This is a genomic window from Streptomyces sp. NPDC101132 (genome assembly GCF_044759225.1).
Classification (GTDB): Bacteria; Actinomycetota; Actinomycetes; order Streptomycetales; family Streptomycetaceae; genus Streptomyces.
Genome location: NZ_JBIVYX010000019.1, coordinates 1 through 17,769, shown reverse-complemented (window position 1 = coordinate 17,769; position 17,769 = coordinate 1). Strand labels below are relative to the sequence as shown.

General features: G+C 71.7%; 12 protein-coding genes, 1 tRNA gene, 1 pseudogene and 3 CRISPR repeat arrays (1 of these 17 only partly in view). Of the genes and pseudogenes, 12 read left to right on the top strand and 2 right to left on the bottom strand.

The window, feature by feature from the left end; translation table 11 throughout:
• Positions 1-754: a CRISPR direct-repeat array (repeat unit 29 nt; unit sequence CGGTGCAGCCCCACGTGGGTGGGGCGGAC); it reaches 1,290 nt to the left of the window's first position.
• 381 nt (positions 755-1,135) lie between these two features.
• The 7 genes and pseudogenes from casA to ACIQUR_RS31900 form a co-directional block, all read left to right on the top strand.
• Complete coding sequence (gene casA / locus ACIQUR_RS31930; protein ID WP_403671963.1) at positions 1,136-2,614, top strand: type I-E CRISPR-associated protein Cse1/CasA; 1,479 nt, start codon at positions 1,136-1,138, stop codon at positions 2,612-2,614.
• Positions 2,615-2,826: 212 nt separating this feature from the next.
• The gene (casB, locus tag ACIQUR_RS31925; protein ID WP_403671960.1) at positions 2,827-3,387 is read left to right on the top strand and encodes a type I-E CRISPR-associated protein Cse2/CasB; all 561 of its coding nucleotides are present in this window, start codon (positions 2,827-2,829) and stop codon (positions 3,385-3,387) included.
• Positions 3,384-4,700, top strand: coding sequence for a type I-E CRISPR-associated protein Cas7/Cse4/CasC (locus ACIQUR_RS31920; protein ID WP_403671957.1), 1,317 nt, complete (start codon positions 3,384-3,386; stop codon positions 4,698-4,700). The genes casB and ACIQUR_RS31920 overlap by 4 nt, the downstream gene beginning before the upstream one ends.
• Positions 4,697-5,437, top strand: coding sequence for a type I-E CRISPR-associated protein Cas5/CasD (cas5e, locus tag ACIQUR_RS31915; RefSeq protein ID WP_403671954.1), 741 nt, complete (start codon positions 4,697-4,699; stop codon positions 5,435-5,437). Before ACIQUR_RS31920 ends, cas5e begins: the two co-directional genes overlap by 4 nt.
• The gene (locus ACIQUR_RS31910; RefSeq protein ID WP_403671951.1) at positions 5,434-6,213 is read left to right on the top strand and encodes a type I-E CRISPR-associated protein Cas6/Cse3/CasE; all 780 of its coding nucleotides are present in this window, start codon (positions 5,434-5,436) and stop codon (positions 6,211-6,213) included. The genes cas5e and ACIQUR_RS31910 overlap by 4 nt, the downstream gene beginning before the upstream one ends.
• Before the next feature lie 39 nt (positions 6,214-6,252).
• Positions 6,253-6,769: a CRISPR direct-repeat array (repeat unit 29 nt; unit sequence GTCTGCTCCGCCCGCGTGGAGCTGCACCG).
• Positions 6,770-6,880: 111 nt separating this feature from the next.
• Complete coding sequence (cas3, locus tag ACIQUR_RS31905; RefSeq protein ID WP_403671948.1) at positions 6,881-9,667, top strand: CRISPR-associated helicase Cas3'; 2,787 nt, start codon at positions 6,881-6,883, stop codon at positions 9,665-9,667.
• Positions 9,668-9,740: 73 nt separating this feature from the next.
• Positions 9,741-10,501: direct repeats of the CRISPR family, unit length 29 nt; unit sequence GTGCGCCCCGCCCACGCGGGGCTGAACCG.
• Between the two features lie 13 nt (positions 10,502-10,514).
• Positions 10,515-10,625: pseudogene (locus ACIQUR_RS31900) on the top strand (transposase); the annotation flags it as partial.
• A gap of 87 nt (positions 10,626-10,712) precedes the next feature.
• Here the strand turns inward: ACIQUR_RS31900 and ACIQUR_RS31895 are convergent.
• Entirely contained in the window at positions 10,713-12,803 is a 2,091-nt protein-coding gene (locus ACIQUR_RS31895) for an ATP-dependent nuclease (RefSeq protein ID WP_403671945.1), read from the bottom strand.
• Positions 12,804-13,371: 568 nt separating this feature from the next.
• On the opposite strand from ACIQUR_RS31895, the gene ACIQUR_RS31890 reads away from it, so the two are divergent.
• The 5 genes from ACIQUR_RS31890 (at position 13,372) to ACIQUR_RS31870 (ending at position 17,132) form a co-directional block, all read left to right on the top strand.
• Positions 13,372-13,698, top strand: a complete 327-nt coding sequence (locus tag ACIQUR_RS31890; RefSeq protein WP_403671942.1) for a hypothetical protein — start codon at positions 13,372-13,374, stop codon at positions 13,696-13,698.
• Between the two features lie 17 nt (positions 13,699-13,715).
• A complete protein-coding gene (locus ACIQUR_RS31885) occupies positions 13,716-15,122 on the top strand; it encodes a mobilization protein (protein WP_403671939.1) in 1,407 nt (468 codons plus the stop codon).
• 25 nt (positions 15,123-15,147) lie between these two features.
• Entirely contained in the window at positions 15,148-16,455 is a 1,308-nt protein-coding gene (locus ACIQUR_RS31880; protein ID WP_403671936.1) for a hypothetical protein, read from the top strand.
• A 92-nt stretch (positions 16,456-16,547) separates the two neighbouring features.
• Entirely contained in the window at positions 16,548-16,790 is a 243-nt protein-coding gene (locus tag ACIQUR_RS31875; RefSeq protein WP_403671933.1) for a hypothetical protein, read from the top strand.
• Between the two features lie 117 nt (positions 16,791-16,907).
• Positions 16,908-17,132 (top strand): hypothetical protein, encoded by a 225-nt coding sequence (locus tag ACIQUR_RS31870; protein ID WP_403671930.1) that lies wholly within the window; start codon positions 16,908-16,910, stop codon positions 17,130-17,132.
• Between the two features lie 184 nt (positions 17,133-17,316).
• On the opposite strand, the gene ACIQUR_RS31865 is transcribed toward ACIQUR_RS31870, so the two are convergent.
• Positions 17,317-17,437: transfer RNA gene (locus ACIQUR_RS31865), tRNA-OTHER, on the bottom strand.
• Positions 17,438-17,769 lie beyond the last annotated feature (332 nt).

Below are 17,769 nucleotides of genomic sequence, written 5' to 3'. Positions count from 1 at the left end.
AGCCCCACGTGGGTGGGGCGGACGGCATGGCGCAGGCCAACGGCCGCGACATCAGCGGTGCAGCCCCACGTGGGTGGGGCGGACGTGGACGCGCTGCGGGTCTGCTCGCGCACGGCGGTGCAGCCCCACGTGGGTGGGGCGGACCGACAGCAGCCTGGCAACGTACCTGCTGTCCGCGGTGCAGCCCCACGTGGGTGGGGCGGACGCGCTGGTGGGGGAGGGACTCGGGCACTCGTACGGTGCAGCCCCACGTGGGTGGGGCGGACGACACCGACAGCTCCCGCGCGATCTCGTAGCCCGGTGCAGCCCCACGTGGGTGGGGCGGACAGCTGAGCGGCGTCGCGCACCCGCTTGAGCGCCGGTGCAGCCCCACGTGGGTGGGGCGGACGAGTGGGAGCAGCACTTCAGCGACGGCAAGAACGGTGCAGCCCCACGTGGGTGGGGCGGACTTCTCGACGACCTCCTCCCAGTGCGCAATCTCCGGTGCAGCCCCACGTGGGTGGGGCGGACCCCAGCCACATGGCGAGCTGCTCGCCGATCAGCGTTGCAGCCCCACGTGGGTGGGGCGGACCGCAAGCTCCTGGTCCTCGGCTCGGACTGGGACGGTGCAGCCCCACGTGGGTGGGGCGGACACCGAGTGCCGGTAGACGGTCGTACCGTCGGGCGGTGCAGCCCCACGTGGGTGGGGCGGACGGCGAATGCGGCGACGAGGGCCGCGAAGACGACGGTGCAGCCCCACGTGGGTGGGTGACCTGCGGTTTTCTGGTGGGTTTGCTTGTTCTTTGCCCGGTGGGGGGCCGGGGAGTTCGGTTTTCAATGTACCCGGATGTTGCGGTGGGTCGGGGTGTTGTCAGTGGCTCCGTTTAGCGTGGCTGGTTGGTGGTCGGTGGCCGCGAAGTGTGTTGCTTTGGCCATGGGTTGGTGGATTACCGCATTACCTCTTTAATGTCTCCTGAGTTCGCGGGGGTTTGCCCCTGTAACTCCCTTTTTGGCATGGCTTTTTGGTGATCAAGTGAAGAGAGGGGGGTGGCTTATGCGTGGTGCCGTGGGGCCGCGGGTGTGGGTCCGTGTCCGGTCGGATGCGGATCCGGCCGAGGTCGCGGTGGTCTTACCCGGAGCGGGGCCGGGGGAGCAGGTGACGGTGGGGCTGGTGTTCCTGTTGGCCGGGTTGCATCTGCTGGATGCCTACGTGCCGGTCAATCCGGCGGCGGAGGGCGCGATCCGTCGCCTGGTGGCCGCGCTGGTGGCGCGGATCGGGGGCTTGGACCGGGGTGGGCAGGAGGAGTGGGAGGACCGCTTCGACGAGTTGCTGGCGGCCGGGAGGCTGGAGCGGTCGGCGGTCGAGGCCTACGTCGATCGGCACGTGTTCGATCTTGCTGATCCGGTCCGGCCGTTTCTGCAGCATCCGGCGCTGGCCGAGGAGTGCTCGAAGCCGGCGGCTGCGGGGAAGTTGCACTTCGACCGGGCGGCGGGGAACAACGCCTTGTGGTGGGACCACACTCCCCAGGACACGCCGATGGACCCGGTGACCGCGTTCGAGGGGATCCTGCTGTGGCGGGGGTACGGGCCTTGCGGGACCGGCGCGCAGCGCAAGCACGGCGGTACGGACACGAAGTCGATGAAGGCCGCCCCCTACCGGGCCCTGGTCTCCTACTTCCCCGAGTGCTCGAACTTGTTCCTCTCCGCGCTGCTGTCGTGCCCACCCCCGTCGGTCTGGCCGGCCGGCGGCGGTCGGGACCTGGCGCCGTGGGAGGCCGACAGGCCCGCAGATCCGCTGGCGCCGCCGGTCCCGGCCGGTCCGGTGGGCCTGCTGGTGGGCCGGGCCGCGCACCACATCCTGGTCGCTGTGGAGGACGGGGTGGTGACGCGGTGCTGGGTGGCTTGGGGCACGCTGCAGGATCTGCCCGCGGCGCGTGACCCGTTCGTCCTGGATCGGGAGAAGGGCGGCGCGATGCAGGGCTCCCACCGGCGCGGCTTGCTGAGGGACTTCGACGCCCTGGTCGCCGCCACCGACCCCTCGGTGAAGGCCCCGCCCGGGGTGCACCGCCCGGCCTGGATCGACGTCTACGCCCAGTTGCCCCCCGAGGCCTTCACCGCGTTCGGGCCGGTCCGGGTGCGGGCGGTGGGCTACGAGCAGGACAAGCGGGAGATGGGCGACTCGATCGCCTACACCGCCACCACCCCCGAGACCCTGGCGGCCTGCCTGCCCGCCCTGCACCCGCAGCGCGCGAGGATCGTGGCGGTGGGCCGGCAGGACTGCGAGAACGCCGAGGCCCACCTGGTGGCGCAGCTGCGCGGGGCGTGGCGCGAGTTCGACCCGAAGGCGAAGGAGTCGCCGTGGGTGGACGCGGCACGCACCTTGTTCTGGGACCAGGCCGACCGGCTGTTCTGGACGGCCGTGCACCAGGTGAGCGATCCGGCGGCGGCGTTGGCGGGGCTGGCGGTGGACGTCTACGACGAGGTGACCGCAGACGTGGCCACCAGCAGCGCGGGGTTCTTGCCGATCGCCGAGCACCGCAAGTGGCTGCGCATCGGCCTGGCGCTGCGTGACGGCCGCATTGGCCCTCCCTCCAGCCGGCAGCGCAAGGCGAGCACGCAAGGAGCATCCCGATGACCACCACCCCCTCCACCCCCGCTGCGGCCCCCGGCGCCGGCCCCGACCTCAGCAGTACCGCCGCGCCTCCGTCCGGAACGGGCTCCGACCCAGCCGCACCGGTAGCCGAGCCCGATCCTGCCGCTGGAGGCGGACCCGGATCCGGGGGCGACCCCGGATCCGGAGGCGGACCCAGTTCCGGGCCGGACCGGCGTGCGGGCCGGACCTCGTTCATGCACGTCGTGCGTGCGGCCTGCGCGACGTCGGCGGGCCGGTCGGACCTGCGGCGGGGCCTGAACATCGTGCTGGCCGACCTCGAACACCCCACCGGTGATTCCGGCCAGTCCCGCTGGCCCCTCTACACCCACCTGATGGCCGCCGGCTACCAGGCGCCGCCCACCGCGGCCGCCGAGCTCCCGCACCTGCTCGTCGCCACTCTCTACGCCGTCCACGACGCACCCAACCCCCGCATGGCGGCCACCACGCCGCCGCCGGCGCCGGCCGCGTTCAAGCCGTGGCACAACCTCGGCTGGTCCTTCGCCACCGGCGCGCACCGCGGCGTGATGAGCCGCCAGAGCGCGACCGGCACGCTCGGCTACCTCGCCGAACTCGACCAGTCCACCCTGCTGCGGGAGCTGCCCGCCGTCGTGGCCCGCCTGCGCTCCGCATCCATCCCGATCACCTGGCCCCTGCTCCTGAGCGACCTGCTGCGCTGGCCCACCCAGAGCGCACAGGTCCGCCTGGACTGGGCCCGCTCCTTCCACAACACCGGCAGCAACGAGGAGACCCGATGACCCACCCCACCACCAGCAGCACGGGCATGGCGCTGCCCCGCGCCCTCTACCTGGACCTCATCCAGATCCAGTCCACGCCCTACGCCTCGGCCAACCGCGACCGCAACGGCTCCCCGAAGTCCGCCCTCTACGGCGCCACGCTGCGCGCCCGCCTGTCCTCCCAGCACCAGCGCCACCACGAGCGCCAGGCCGTCCAGGAACTCCTCGGCCTGCAGGCCTACCGCACCCGCGCCACCACCCTGGAAGCCGTCAAGGACCTCACCGGCCGCGGCTGGGACCCTCAGGAGGCCCTGACCGCGGTGCAGATGCTGATCCTGGCCAGCGCGGTCAAGGGACTCAGTATCGCCGACAACGGCGGCACCAACGCGCTGCTGTTCCTGCCCCCGGCCGCGATCACCGAACTCGCCGACCTCGCCCACCAGCACCGCGACAACTTCGCCCCGCACATCACCGCCGCGCACACCGCGCTCGCCAAGGAGACGAAGAAGAAGACCGCCACCGCAGGCGACGCCACCGATGCCGCGGACAGCGACGGGGAGGTCGCAGAGGACACCGACCGCACCAAGGCCCTGGCCGCGGAGGTCAAGAAGATCACCGCGAAGAACGGCTTCCTCACCAAGGAGCACGTGCTGCGGATCCTGCGCACCCGCAACGCCATCGTCGCCGCCTACGGCCGGATGCTCGCCAACGAGCCCGGCTCCACCGTCGAGTCCGCCATCCAGACCGCGCACGCCCTGTCCACCCACGCGATCACCACCCAGATCGACTCCTTCACGGCCGTGGACAACATCATCAAGGAACTCGGCGAAGCCTCCGGCGCCGGCTACCTGGGCGAGCAGCGCTACAACAGCGCCACCTTCTACCGCTACTCCACCGTCAACGTCACCAAACTCCTCGACAACCTCGCCGGCCCCAAGCCCGCCGCCCAGGCCACCGCCCGCGACACGATCGAGGCCTTCCTGCGCGCCTCCTGCGCACCCCGCAACGTCGGCAAGGTCTCCGGCACCGCCCCCCACACCCTGCCCCACCTGATGTACGCGGCCGTGCGCACCGACCAGCCGGTCAACCTCGTCGGCGCGTTCGAGGAGCCCGTCCCCGCCACCGCGACCGGCGGCTACCTGACCGCGAGCATGGCCCGCCTCGACGCCCACGCCGGCGCCACCCACCGCTTCCTCGGCCGCAGCCGCCTCGCCGGCCACGCCCACCTCACCCTCGCCGACGACCAGACCTTCACCCACCTCGGCGACCGCCTCGACAGCCTGGACGAGTTCGTCGCCACCACCCTCGCCACCCTCGACAAGGCCCAGGGATGAGCGACGGCCTGATCCTGCACCTGTCCGGCCCCCTCCAAGCCTGGGGCGGCCCCGCACAGGCCAACATCCGCCCCACCTACCGCCAACCCACCCGCTCCGCCCTGACCGGACTCCTGGCCTGCTGCCTGGGCCGCGACCGCGGCGCCGACAACACCGACCTCGACCAGCTCCGCTACACCATCCGCACTGACCGCCCCGGCACCCTCCTGGCCGACTACCACACCGTTGGCGGCGGCAGCCACTACCCCCTCCAGGGCCTGACCACCGCCGACGGCGGCACCCGCGACGCCCCGATCGTCTCCACCCGCTACTACCTCACCGGCGCCGCGTTCACCCTCGCCGTCACCGGCCCCACCCCCGTCCTCGACACCGTCGAACACGCCCTGACCAACCCCGCCTGGACCCCCTACCTCGGCCGCCGCTCCTGCCTCCCCGACACCCCCATCCTCCTCACCCGCACCCCCACCGCCGTGCGCGACCTCGACCACACCCCCCTGCACCGCCCCACCACCGACACCGACCCCGTCCTCTACACCTACGACACCCCACCCACCCCCCACACCCCCAGCACCACCCAGCAAAACGACCAACCCCTCCCCGGCCGCCACCAAGCCTGGACGAGCCGCCGGATCTGGGAACAGCACCGCACCATCCCCGCCCCCAACGGCGGCCTGGGCACCACCTGGCTCACCACCCTCGCCGACCACTACCACCGCCCCCAGGAGGCCCCCCGATGACCAGCCCCGCCGCCGCGGCGCAGCTCACCCTCGCCCGCATCCGCCTCAACCCTGCCTCCCGCGAAGTCCACCGCGACGTCCGCAACCCCGCCGACATGCACCGCACCGTCATGAACCTCATCGACCGCCAAGACGGCAACCCCACCGCACGCCACGACGCCGGCCTCCTCCACCGCCTCGAACACACCCCCGACGGCGCATCCCTCCTCATCCAGGCCACCGTGCCCCTCCACCTCGACCGCCTCCCCGACACCTACGCCCTCGACGCGGCACAACGCGACGCCACCCCCGTCCTCGCCTGGATCACCACCGGCCGCACCGTCCGCTACCGCATCCACACCAACCCCGTCACCACCACCCGCGACCCCCAACTCCTCACCAAAGAAGCCGACCGCCGCGCCGAAGCCGCCATCAAAGCCGGCAAGACCTACGCACAAGCCACCCAAGTCCGCGACGCCTTCCTCGACCGCGTCGCACGCCAAGCCGCCAAACGCCGCGGCATCACCCTCCCCGCCACCCCCGAAACCATCACCGCCTGGTGGACCCGAACCGCCCAAGCCAACGGCCTGCACCCCGACCTCGTCATCGACTCCCCCCTCCCCAAAATCGCCGCACGCCGCCACACCCACTCCACCGCCACCCTCACCCCCGTCGCCTTCGACGGCATCGCCACCATCACCGACCCCGACGCCGTCCGCACCGCCCTCACCAGCGGCATCGGCAAAGGCCTCGCCTATGGCCTCGGCTTGCTCTCCCTCGCACCCCACACCCAGTAAAGAACCAGCAAAGCCCCTGAAAGACTGCAGCTCGGAAAGGTCTGCTCCGCCCGCGTGGAGCTGCACCGACCATCGTGGCCCGCATCCGATCCATCAAGCCGTCTGCTCCGCCCGCGTGGAGCTGCACCGCCGGCTGTACCGAACTCGTACTCGGCCCACCGGTCTGCTCCGCCCGCGTGGAGCTGCACCGAGGCGGCAGTACCCCTTCGGGGCGCCGGTGGCGTCTGCTCCGCCCGCGTGGAGCTGCACCGTTCCAGAATTCGTCCCAGGTCACCACGGGGGCGTCTGCTCCGCCCGCGTGGAGCTGCACCGTCGCTGCGCTCGTGGGCGGACCAGGATCGGTCGTCTGCTCCGCCCGCGTGGAGCTGCACCGCCTCCGGTACGGCGTAGCCGAGCCCGCTTGAGGTCTGTTCCGCCCGCGTGGAGCTGCACCGGAAGCGCAGGCGCGGATCTTCGCCACCCTCGTGTCTGCTCCGCCCGCGTGGAGCTGCACCGGATCTTCTGATCGAGCGCGGCGTGCCGGCGGAGTCTGCTCCGCCCGCGTGGAGCTGCACCGATCTGTTTAGGTCTGGCCCTGCCCGCCATCCATCGCTGCGTCTCCATACGATCCGCGCACGATCGTTCCGTCCAGATGGAGTTGCGCCGTCTTACGTGAGGAGTTGCGTTGATGCGTCAGGACCCCCGTCTGTGGGGGAAGGACCGGGGGCTTCTACGGCCGTACCCGGTGGGGTGTCATGGGATCGACACGGCCGCGGTGATGGAGGTGTTGTGGGAGCGGTATCTCACGGGCCGGCAGCGGGTGATGCTCGCGAAGGGGTGGGGTCTGTCCGAGCCGGAGGCCTGTCTGTTGCTGGTTTGGCTCGCCTTTCTGCATGATCTGGCGAAGATCACGCCGGTGTTCCAGCGGCAGGTCCCGCACGCGGACGTGCTGTCGGGGACGGACCGGTTCCCGGCCAGCGGTGAGTCGACGCCGTACCACGACCACGGTGTGCACCTGGCCCTGCCGGAGCTGCTGCACCGTGTGCATGGACTACCGCTCGCGGGACGGCCGGCGCGCCTTGTGGCTGAGCAGCTGGGGCAGATCCTTGGTGGCCATCACGGCCGCTACGGGGAGCCCCTCAGCCACCACGACGGGTCGCTGACCTGTCCGATCGCCGCGGCCCCGGGGCTGGGCGCGGAGGGCTGGGACGAGCAGCGTGAGGCGATGATGCGTCTGGCGGGCGAGCTGTTCGAGACTCCCGTGTGGCCGACGCGTCGGGCGTCGGCGCCGGTCGCGGCGGTGACGACGGGGCTGGTGTCGCTTGCCGACTGGCTGGCGTCGCAAACGTGGTGGCTCAAGGCCCGCCAGCGCCAGCACCGCAAGTCCCGCTGGACGGCCGGGGACTGGCACGCCCACCAGCAGATGGCCCGCCGCGCCGCCACCCGAGTCCTGGCCCGCGCCCAGCTGCTGCCGCCCCTCTGGCGCCACCATCGATCGTTCCCGGCCATGTTCCCGCAGCTGTCCGGCCGCGATCCGTACCCGCTGCAAGCCAGCATCGAAAAGGAGCTCCCCGACCTGGTCGACGGCCCCGGCATGCTGCTGGTGACCGCAGCACCCGGCGACGGAAAGACCGAGATAGCCCTGTTCGCCGAACGAGTCCTGGGCAGAGGCTCAGGTACGAGCGGGCTGGCGATGCTGCTGCCCACCATGGCCACCACCGATGCGATGCACCGCCGCCTGACCCGGCACGCCGCCCACAACTGCCGCGGCAAAACCCCCGTCGCCCGCCTGCACTCCCTGGCCTGGCTCGACGCCGAATACACCCCCGAAGACCTCACCCCCAGCCTCGACAACCCCCACCTGGTGGCGGAATGGCTACGCGGCCGCCACCGCGGACTCCTCACCGGGATCGCGGTCGGCACCTGGGACCAAGCCGTGCGCGCCGTACTGCCCCACAAGTACATGGCACTGCGCTGGCTGGGCCTGTCCGGCAAGACCGTCATCATCGACGAGGCCCACGCCTACGACGCACACGGCCACGCCCTGACCGTCACCCTTCTGGAGTGGCTGGGCCACCTCGGCGTGCCCGTCGTCGTCCTGTCCGCCACCCTCACCAGCACCATCGCAACCAGCCTCCTCAACGCCTACCGCCACGGCGCCGGCCACCCACCGCTGGAGGCGACCACCCCCACCTACCCCGGCTGGACCTACACCGACCACGCCACCGGCACCACCACCACCCGCGGGCCCTACCCCTCCCCCCGCGCCCACCACCTCACCATCCACACCCACCCCTACACGCCCAGCCGACCTACCCTCGCCACCGCGAGCACCGCGGACCGGACCCGCCGCATCCTCGACATCCTCCACCCCCTCCACACCAGCCCCCAGACCCCCGGCGCGGCACTGATCGTGTGCAACACCGTCGCCGACGCCCAAGCCACCGAAGCCGCCCTCCGCCACACCTACCGGCACACCATCACCCTCGTGCGGATCCTCCACGCCCGCATGCCCGTCCACCAACGCAACGGCATCACCCGCCGACTCGAACGCTGGATGGGCCCCCACCGTCCCGCACACCACACCCCCGACGGCACCTGGACCCCCGCCACCGGCCGCCGCCCCCACCGACCCCTGGTCGTCATCACCACCCAGGTCGCAGAGCAATCACTCGACGTCGACTTCGACCTCGTCATCAGCGACCTCGCCCCCTTCGCGCTCCTCGCCCAACGCGCCGGCCGCGGCCACCGCCACCAAGACCGCACCCGCCCCCCATACGCCCAGCACCCCGCACTGCACGTCCTCACACCCACCACCAAGACGGGAGACCCCACCGTGCCCCGGCACTGGGGACCCATCTACGACGCCAGCCTCCTACGCCGCACCCACACCCACCTCGCCACCCTGACCACACCCATCGCGGTCCCCGAACAACTCCAGCACCACGTCGACGCCATCTACAGCGATACCTACACCGCAGAAGACGACGTCCACCGCTGGGCCGACGACAACGCCAAGCAAGCCCTCGCCGACCTCGTCGCCATCCGCCAACACCGCACCAGCACCAACCTCCACCCCCTCACCAACTCCACCCACACCAGCGAACTCCTCACCACCCGACTCGGCGACCCCTCCATCCGAGTCCTGCCCGTCTGGACCGACGCGGACGGCAAGCACTGGCTCCACCCCACCCACCACACCCCACGCACCCGCCTGCCACACCGCGTCCACCCCAGCGACCGACACACCATCCGCCGCCTCATGCAACGCACCATCCCCATCCGCCAACAATGGATCACCACCACCGGACCACTAACCCACGACGACCCCACCACCAACACCCCAACCGGCTGGGCGAAAACACCGGCCCTGCGCGACATCGCCCTCCTGCCCCACCACCCGGCAACCGGCACGTACGCCAACGGACCGCGAAGCACACACCTCGACAAGACCACCGGCCTGACGAGGGACTAGGTTGATGTCCAGACACGTCACCCAGCCAGGCCAAGAAATCGCAAAGCGCCCGGATCGTCGCAGGTCGTGAAGGGTGCGCCCCGCCCACGCGGGGCTGAACCGCAGTCAGGCCCGTGAGGGCCACCCGGCGGCCGGTGCGCCCCGCCCACGCGGGGCTGAACCGCGATTTGACCAAGGCGGGCAAATCCGCCGGGGGTGCGCCCCGCCCACGCGGGGCTGAACCGGCCACATGAGTACCCATTCGTCCGGGCCGGAGGTGCGCCCCGCCCACGCGGGGCTGAACCGGACTCCGTCTACGTCCTGCGGGAGAAGAACGGGTGCGCCCCGCCCACGCGGGGCTGAACCGGCTCCCGAGGACCAGGACCTCGACGCCGCGCTGTGCGCCCCGCCCACGCGGGGCTGAACCGGACTGGGGCGGCCAGGTGCCACGCCTGGAGGTGTGCGCCCCGCCCACGCGGGGCTGAACCGGCTCCCTACAGTCCCTGACGTTGGGGGGAGCCGTGCGCCCCGCCCACGCGGGGCTGAACCGCCGTTCCCCCTGGCCACGCCGTTCACCGCGACGTGCGCCCCGCCCACGCGGAGCTGAACCGCCCCACTCGGCGGCGGACGACTACGCTCCGCAGTGCGCCCCGCCCACGCGGGGCTGAACCGCTGCTGGAGATCGCTCAGTCCATCCCCGTCCTGTGCGCCCCGCCCACGCGGGGCTGAACCGCGGTCCCAGTACGTCGGAGGAGCCCACCGTCGGTGCGCCCCGCCCACGCGCGGCTGAACCGCCAGAGCCTGACAGCTGACATGCGTGAAGGCCGTGCGCCCCGCCCACGCGGGGCTGAAACGCCGAACGCGGCTCGACGCAGCGAAAAGGATGAACGGCAGGAAGCGCCATCTCGTGGTGGACACTCGCGGGCTCCCATTGCTGGTCATGGTCACTCCCGCCGACATGACCGACCGCGACGCGGCCAAGGGCTGCGCTGGGGGCGATTGGCCCGGCTTTATCGTGGAGGGGCGTGCCGGGGTGGCACGTGGCAAGCGGTGGCCTCCCAAGCCCCTATTCCGGGCGTGGGTCAGGTTCGGAAGGGCCGTTCAGCAGCCTCGTCGGCGGCGCTTGGCCGTTGCGTTCCCACCACAGCCCCGCGGCATCGCGGAAATGGATGGTGAGCGCCAACTCCGTCGCTTCGCGGGGAAAGAACCCTTCGTGCTCCACCCAGACCATCTTTCCCAGCTTCACGGTGAAGGTGTTGCCGGGGGCGAGATTGCGGCTGCTGGTGACCTCGCCCTCGGCCCAGAGCGATCCGGGAATCAGGTTCCCTTCATACATGGCTGTGGCCCTGATGACGCGTATCTCGGTCAGGATGCGGTCGCTGGCGTTCGTGACTGAGGCCTGGCTCTCGCCCAGCTCGGAGTTGACTTGGAGCGCCTGCGCGGCCGCGCGGTCGTAGTCGGCTACCCCGTCCTTGAAGAAGGCTCGGATCGACTCGCAGAAGGCCTGTAGCTCGGGGGTCGGCTTTGCGTACCACTCCTCCTCGAAGACCCTCCGCGACCAGGTGGACTTCTTCGCGTTCGGTACCTGGCGCACCCAGGACTCCAGCTCGCCGCACGGCGCGATGAACAGGCCGAGGTCGGCAGCCGCGTTCAGGATCCGCTGCGCGGCGGCATGTGCGTCACCCTGAAGGCCGCTCAGGCCGGCCTTCTTGAGGACGTCCCAGCCAGAGGCCCCCTTCAACTTCTTCATCAGCTCGTCGACCATCTGGCCGGTGAGCGCGGCGTGACCGCTGCTGCCCTCGAAGGACTGGGCCACCGCGCTCCGGAAGCCGTCGATGGTGGTAACGACGCGTGTGCCGTTCGCGAAGTCGTTGACCGTCTTCACGTCGCTGCGCAGCGCGTCAGCGAACCCGCCCAGGCGCTCGAATGCGCTGCGCAGGCCGCCGTACTCGCGGAGGATGTCGAAGTCGGCGATCACCGCCGTGTGGATTCCGCACTGCCGCAAATGCTGCGCCGTCGTCGTCAGCGCAGCCAGACCGCTTGTCTGCAGGAACAACGTGTTCTCATGGGTGCCCGCCGCGTCCTTGGTGACGTCGAAGGTTGCCGCGTAGAACTGACAGTCCCCAGCGGCCTCGCACAGGACGACCTGGTCGTAGAAGAGCCCCGAGGACAGATTGGAGTACCGCAGCAGGGGGGTGTTCAGCAGGGCTTGCACTGCCTGGGTGGCCAGCACCCGCGCCTGCGGCGTTCCCGACGTGCGGTCCAGGCGCACGATGGACAACGGCCTTCGCTCTCGTGCCTCAAGAACACCCGCCAGGAAGTCGGCGCTGTGCGTGGCGACGAACAGCTGCGTCTGGCCCTCCATGCCCGCGAGCAGCTGGCCGAGCAGGCGGGCCTGGGGAGGGTGCAGGAAGGCTTCCGGCTCATCGATGATGACGATGGGTGTCGGCCGCACCATGGCATGCAGGAGCACTTGGACGAAGCTTCGGAACCCGTCTCCCTGTGTGGAGACCAGGGGTAGCTCTCGGTACGCCGAGATGACCTCGTGCCCGGATCCGGGAAGGACGTCGGGGACGTCCGTCCGGCCAACCCGGAGCTTGATCATTTGGTCGTAGCGGTCTACGCAGACACCCTGCCCGAAGGCCATCTGAACGAGGTCGGAGAAGGCCCGCTCGGCGTCGCGGTCCTCGTACAGATACTGCAGCTTTGACAGCGGTGGCTGAGCAAAGTCCCACAGAGCGTCCTCGTCCCTGACAGCCAGGCGGTTGTCAGTCCACTGTGCATGCGCGAGGAAGGGCATGAGCGGCGCAGGGTTGCTGGCCCACATCTGCCGGGCGGCGTCCTGGAGCAGCACTTCCCCATCTGGCGTGCTGTAGGCAGCGGCGGCCGGTGACGGATACCAGGTGCGATGCCCGCGGTCCCGCAGCCACTCCAGGAACTCGTCGCTGGTTCCTTCATGCTCTGGACGGACGTAGTGGAGCCATCGGCGGTCAGGGGCGCCGCCACGGGGGTAGGCGAGCTGCTGGTCGAGTTCTCGGAGGAGGGCCGACTTGCCGCTGTTGTTGGGGCCGATGAACAGGGTCATCCCGTTCTGTGGCGGAGCCAGTTTCAGGCCCCCGTTGAACATGATCTCCGAGACGGCGAAGGTGATCGCCATGCTGCCCCCCGGCATGGTGCGCACGTCGCTTCCGCCGCGACGCTGGTGATCCGGAAGGGTATCGACCGGCCGCTGTCGCCGCTGGATTTTCCGCCCGCACCGCGGCAGCCAAGGTGGCTGTGGTTTACCCCGGGGTGGTCGTCGCTTCGTGTGCCGGTGTGGGGGTGGGGTTGGTGGTGGGGGGTGGGGTTGTGGGCTGTGGGTGTGGTGTGGGTGCGGGGCGTGGTGGGGGTGTGGTGGGGGTGTGGTGGGGGTGGTGGCGCGGGGGTTGGGTTGTGTCGTGGGGGTGTTTTGGGGGTCGCTGGTTGGGGTGATTGTGGGCTGCCTGTGGGGCGATTTCGGCTGGGGTGGGTGCGGTGGGCTGGGAGGATTTTCCAGGCATTAGAAATTGGCAGCCAGTTAGTGCGGAATGGAACATTACGCGCTAGCTGATCTTGTTTTGGTCCGGGCCCGACGGGCCGTTTTCCGGTGTCCTGGTGTGGTCGAGATGGGGTGGCTGGGCGTGGCTGGTGAGGGTGGCCGCCGGCGTGAGCGGGAGTCGGGGGAGCGGCGGTCGGAGCGGGTGGGCGTGGCGTTCAGCCCGGCCGAGTTGGCGGTCGTCCGCGCCGCGGCTGGGCGTGAGGGGATGTCGGCGGCGGGGTGGGTGGGCCGGCAGGTGATGGCGGTCGCGCAGCAGGTGCTGGTGCCGGTCTCCGCGGACCGGGCCGATGTCCTGCGCGAGCTTGTCCAAGCGCGTGCCGGTCTGCGGGAGGTCGCGGTCCGTCTGGATGCTCTTGGCGCCGACGGCACGGCCGGCGCAGCGCTGGGGGAGGTTCTGGTTGATGTGCGTGCGGCGGTGGTGCGGGTGGATGTGGCGACGGTGGCGGTGATGCGGGAGAGGCGGGCCCGTTCGTGATGCCGAAGAAGCCGGCCATGGGTGAGGCCACGTACACGTTGCTGGAGTACCTCTTCGGTCCGGGTAAGCGTGACGAGCACACCGACCCCCACCTCGTCGCGACCTGGGATCCCCACCTGCCGTGCCCGGCACGCCATCCGGAGCGGATGGGTCTGGGGGAGTTGGCGGACCTCCTTGACGCGCCCGTGGAGGCCTTGCGCGGGGCGCGCCCGCCTCAGCATGTGTGGCACGTCTCGGTCCGCAACGCGCCCGGTGACCGGGTCCTGTCGGATGCGGAGTGGGCTCAGGTGGCGGCGGCGATGGTGGACGCTGCGGGCATCGCCCCGGCAGGTGACGAGCAGGCCTGCCGGTGGGTCGCGGTGCGCCACGCCGAGGACCACATCCACCTCGTTGCGACCCTGGCCCGCGTCGACGGCCGGCAGCCGCGGCTGCGCGGGGACATCCTTGCGATGCACGCTGTCGCCCGGGAGTTTGAGGCCCGTTGGGGGCTGACGCCGATGTCGCCGCAGGACCGTACCGCGGTGCGCCGCCCGTCGACGGGGGAGCTGGCGAAGGCCGGCCGGCGCGGCCTGCTGGAGACCGCCCGCCAGACGTTGCAGCGCACCGTCCGTACCGCGGCCGCGCTCGCCGCCAGCGACACCGACTTCCTGGACAGGTTGCGGGATGCGGGCCTTCGCGTACGGGAGCGCCGGGACGAGGCGGGTGTCCTGCTGGGGTATGCGGTTGCGCTCCCCGGTGACCGCGCCGACGCCGGGTCGCGCCCGGTGTGGTTCTCCGGGAGTTCCCTCGCCTACGACCTGTCGCTGCCCCGGGTACGGGAGCGCTTCGAGCCGCTGGTCGGTCCGGCGGACTGGTCGGCGGCGGAGCGCCTGGTGCGCCAGGCGGCGGCCGCGCTCGCCCGCTCCGGCCGCGCGGAGGGTGCGGGTGATGTGGCCGCGCTCGGCGACCTCCTGGTGGCCGCCGCCGCGCACGCCCCCGCCGCGGTGCGCGAGCGGCTCGCGGCGGCGGCGGACGCCTTCGAGCAGGCCGGCCGGGCCCCGGGCGAACGCTCCCTGGAGGGCCGGGCGCGGGCGGGTTGGCGGGCGTCGGCGCGTGCGTTGGAGCGGGCTCCGCGCACTACTCGGGGCGGCGGGGCGGTGGTGGTCCTGACGCTGCTGGTGGCGCTGGTGGAGGCGGTGGAGGCCTCGCGGCTGTGGCACGAGGCGCAGCAGCATCGCGCGCAGGCGAAGGCCGCGGCCGACGCGGGACTGCTGCTGCGCGAGGCCGCCGCCGCGGCCGGCGCACCACCCTCCCGTACGGGTCCGGCGCGCACCGCGCGGACGTCGCGTACGGCGGGCCGTGGCCCGGCCGCGCCCGGTGCCGTTACTGGTGTGCCGCCCCGTGCTCCCGGCCCGCCCAAGCCGGGTTCGGGGAAGTCCCGCTGACCCGCCCGCGAGGAGAGCCCTGATCGTGTCCACCCCCGCACCCGCTCCGGACCCTGCCGCCGTCGATCCGTTCGCCGAGTCGATGGCCGAAGCCGCGCAGACCGCCGCGGCGGCTTTCCGGCTCATGCTGACCATCTCCGACGCCGTCCGCCGTGCCGCCCAGAAGCTGCGCCAGGGCGAGGAGGTCGAACTCGCCGACGGTGAGGAGAAGCTCGCCCCGGGCTGGGCGGCCGACGCGCTGCGCCCGCTGCTCGACGAGGGGGTGCTCGCCGACCTGATGTCGGGGCAGGACTGGCCGCAGATGGCGGGGCAGATGGTGTTGCTGCAGAGGGCCGGCGTCAACCTGAGCCTGTTCCTGCCCCAGCTCGGCGGCATGGTCCGGACCGTCTATCAGGCGGTGGAGGCCAACGCCGCGCGCATCAGCGCGGCGGGCACCGACCGGTGGGCGGACCTGCTCAAGCAGGCGATGCCGGAGGGCCTGGTGCGCGACGCGATCCTCTCCTCCCCGGCCTGGCCGGACATGGCCGCCACCATGGCCCACCTCGACCAGCAGGGTGTCGACGTCTCCGGGTTCCTGACCGCCGCGCACGGCCAGGGCATCGGCGTCGACCAGGCCGTCGCCAGCCTGCTGGCCCAGCAGGGCGCAGCCGCACCGGCAGCCGGACCCGCGACCGCGGCCGGGGTGCCCGCCGCCCGACCCGCCCCCGCCGCACCGGCCGCCGCACCGGAGGTTGCCCCCGCTGCTCCCGATCCGGCCCCGGCCCCGGCCCCGGAGCCGGTGGTGGTGAGCGCGGACGCCCGCGCGATGTGGGGGCCGCTGACCGAAGGCCTGAACGTCCCGAACGACCTGGACCTGTCCAACCGGCCCGCCGCCCTTGACCAGCTCGGCGTCAGCGGGGCGGCGAACAGCCACCTGTTGACCATCGCGAAGGACTACATCGGCTCCGAACGGGCCACCGCCCTGCTGGTGGCCACCCGGGCCTGGCCCCTCCTCGCAGCCCGCATGGCCGACGTCGCCCGCGGCCCGGAAGGAGAGCAAGGCCTGCGCACCCGGCTGAAGGCCGGCCTCGCGGACAACCGCGCCTGGGAGCAGGGCCCGCCCGGCGAGCTCGCGGGCCGCATGGTCGGCGCCACGTTGCGCGCCCTGACCACCCCGCCCGGCGCCCCGATTCCTGACGGCCCCCGCGCCTCCGCGACGGCCGCCCGCTCCCGCTCCACCACCACCCCCACCGGCGCGGCCCCCGGCCAGGCCGCGCCCTCGGAGCCTGCGGTGCCCGCGCACCGGCAGCAGGCGGCCCCCACCAGGACCTCGGGCCGTGGACGGGGCCGGTGACGGCCCCAGCGCCGAGGCGGTGGTGTATCCGGGCGTTCGCGGAGCGGGGGCGGGCGGCTTGGTGGGCGTTGTCCTGGCGGGACCGGATCGCGGTGGAGGCGCTGCTGCTCGGCGGGGGGTTGCAGGCGGCTGCCTGGCGGGCGGGCCGTCTTGGTCTGGTGCAGGCGGAGTTCGTCCTGACGGCGTTGACGCTGCTGGCGATGCTGGCCGCCTTCTTCAGGGCTGCCGTGTGGCGGCCGGATGCCGTGATGCCTCCGGCTGGGCCGCTGGTGGCGCCCTCGGAGGAAGTGCTGCGGCATGCCGCCCGTGAGATGGGCGGCATGCCTGAGGCCTGAGCAGGGGACACAGGGAGTCTGGAACAGGCCGACGTCCTCGTCGGCGGAAGAGCCGAGGCAAGCAGGGAGAGCAGTACGATGCATACGGAACGTGACCGGGTGAACACAAGGGGCGGGATGAGTGCTCGTGACGTGCGCTACTTGGTAGCGGGTGTTGTCCTGATCGGGGTCGGGCAGCTCTGCTACTGGCTGGCCGACGGGGCGCCGGCCGCTTCCCAGCCGATGGCCCAACTCGGCCTGGGCGTGCTGTCCGGCGGAGGATTCCTTCTCCAGATCCTGGGCGGGCTGTCCATCGCCTGGGCCCTGGTGCGCCCGCTGCTGCGAGCCCCCGACCGCTCGTGACCCCGGCGGCCGGCCCGGCCATCGCGAGGCCACCCCGCCCACGCCCGAGCGCGACGACATGCCGCCGCAAAGCAGGATGCAGGTACCACCCCGGGCAGCGCATCCCAGAGAGAATCCGACTCCAATTTTGAAGCAACCCGCAGCGAACGACCTGGTGAAGCTGCCCCCTCCAAGCAGGGGGTTGCGGAGTCGGCGGGATTCGAACCCGCGGACCGGGGAAGACAGGCCCGCCCAGTACCCGGTCAGTCGGACGTGAGGAGGGCCTCCCTCACACCGATCGCAATCGGCCGCTCTGCCACGACTCCGCAACCAGCAGGGAGCTTCCGCGCCCCACCGCGAAGACGGTACGAGGGCACACCATGACAGCGCGAACCCTTTTCGGATAGCCCACGACGGGCTCGGCAACCCCGACCAAAGCCCTCGCCATCGCTGCTGGCGCCCGCGTAGCGGGCTGGTCCTGGAGGCGAAGCCGGAAGGACCCGGGTGGGGGAGCGAAGCGGACCCGCCCAACGGGTCGAAGGCCCGGACCCCGTGAAACGGGGTCACCATCGCCCGCGAAGCGGGCCATTCGGGAACCGAGCGAAGCGAGATCCCCGAACCCGTCCGAAGCGAAGCGAAGGACACCGGCCCAAAGGGC